This is a genomic window from Listeria rocourtiae subsp. hofi, assembly GCF_963575615.1.
GTDB lineage: Bacteria > Bacillota > Bacilli > Lactobacillales > Listeriaceae > Listeria_A > Listeria_A hofi.
In genome coordinates, this window is the sequence record NZ_CAUYTL010000080.1 from 1 (window position 1) to 1,643 (window position 1,643).

Sequence of the window (1,643 nt, forward strand, 5' to 3'; positions counted from 1 at the left end):
CTTTGGCATCTTACTCTCATCCTTTCCGATTTTTATTCATTGTATCAAAAAAGAAAAACTGTATAAACAATGAACTAAGATTCATTATTTACACAGTTTATTTTACACTCCCGGAATGGCAACCTTTTTTCGAACAAAATTTATAAGGTCTTGCTGAACTAAATGCGCATCTTAGGATTTAGCCTGCGATACTGTTATTTTGAAAGGATTTCGCGATACGAAAACTAACAGGACTCTGGTAATTCAATGTGCCATGAAATCGGATATGGTTCCACCAATTCACATAGTAGAACTGCTGTACTTTAAGCTGTTCTAACGTTTGAAAATGATTGGGATAGACAAACTCCTTTTTGAATGATTTATAAGTACTTTCAGCGACAGCATTATCATAAGGACATCCTTTATCACTCAGCGAACGCTGTATGTCAAAAGCATGCAATAGCTCATCCATTTCTTGATTATCAAACTCACTTCCGCGGTCTGTATGAAACAGCTTCACATGGCTAAGGGAGAAGGGGGGGGTACATCGCTTCTTTGACTAGTGCAGCTGTTTTGTGTGCGCCCGCGCTATGCCCAATAATCTCACGATTAAACAGGTCTAGAATGAAGCAAACATAGTGCCACTTATTCCCTACTCGAACATAGGTTAAATCCGTAACGATGACTTCTAGTGGTTGCTCTTGCTTGAATTGACGCTCTAATGTATTCCTAATGGGTGCTTCGTTGACAGTTGCTTTTCCTTTTTTGAAAGTAGCTTTTGTATAATTTGAGATCAGGGTAAATTTCCGCATAATCTTGGCAATTTTGCGTCGAGAAACGGTGAAGCCCAAAAGGGCTAAAGCTACTTTTAATTTCCGTGTGCCATAATTTTTACGGCTTTTATCGAACTCTTCTACGACTGGAATGGTTATACTAAAGTGGACACAAAAAATAAGCGGATTTAAGAAAGGATATGTCCTATGAAAAGAAAAAACTATTCTAAAGCGTTTAAATCGCAAGCCGTCAGCCTTATTTTAACGGAGGCTCACCCTGTTCGCTTTGTTTCAAAGCAACTTGATGTTCATGAAAATACATTGTATCGATGGGTTTCTGAATATGAAAAATATGGCGAGCGTGCTTTCCCAGGACACGGTAGTCGCGAATTTATTTCTCAACAAGAAGTCAAACGCTTATCAAAAGAAAATGAGAAGCTAAGGGAGGAGCTAGAGCTCCTAAAAAAGTTCCAGGTCTTTCTCAAGCAAAAACAAAGGTAATCTACACGTATATTCAGAAAAAATTGGACGGAAAAGTAGCGATTAAAGGAGCATGCCAATACTTTCGTGTTTCTCGTTCCGGCTATTACGCTTTTTGAATCGGTCACCATCGAATCTCGCCTTGGAGAACGAAGTACTCAGCGAAATCATTCGGGCTATTTTCTTTCGACATCAAGCAAGATATGGCGCACGAAGAATACAAGTCGAATTAAAGTGTGAACATCAAATTTCTGTCAGTCGAAAGCGTATTGGCCGATTACTTTGTATGCAAGGTCTTTACACCAAGGGAAAACGACGAAAATATCGAAAACAGAAGAGTCTGAGACAAAAGGTTCTCTGACCTAGAAAAATACGTATCCAAAATCTGCATTTAGATTTTGGATACGTATT

At 38.7% G+C, this 1,643-nt stretch carries 2 protein-coding genes and 1 pseudogene; 2 read left to right on the forward strand and 1 reads right to left on the reverse strand.

Features of this window, described 5'->3' with window-relative positions; translation table 11 throughout:
- Positions 1-178: 178 nt before the first annotated feature.
- A pseudogene (locus R8925_RS15765) lies at positions 179-899 on the reverse strand (IS3 family transposase); the annotation flags it as partial.
- 60 nt (positions 900-959) lie between these two features.
- On the opposite strand from R8925_RS15765, the gene R8925_RS15770 reads away from it, so the two are divergent.
- A complete protein-coding gene (locus R8925_RS15770) occupies positions 960-1,253 on the forward strand; it encodes a transposase (RefSeq protein ID WP_430536737.1) in 294 nt (97 codons plus the stop codon).
- 52 nt (positions 1,254-1,305) lie between these two features.
- Positions 1,306-1,593 (forward strand): IS3 family transposase, encoded by a 288-nt coding sequence (locus tag R8925_RS15775; RefSeq protein WP_430539465.1) that lies wholly within the window; start codon positions 1,306-1,308, stop codon positions 1,591-1,593.
- Positions 1,594-1,643: the final 50 nt, after the last annotated feature.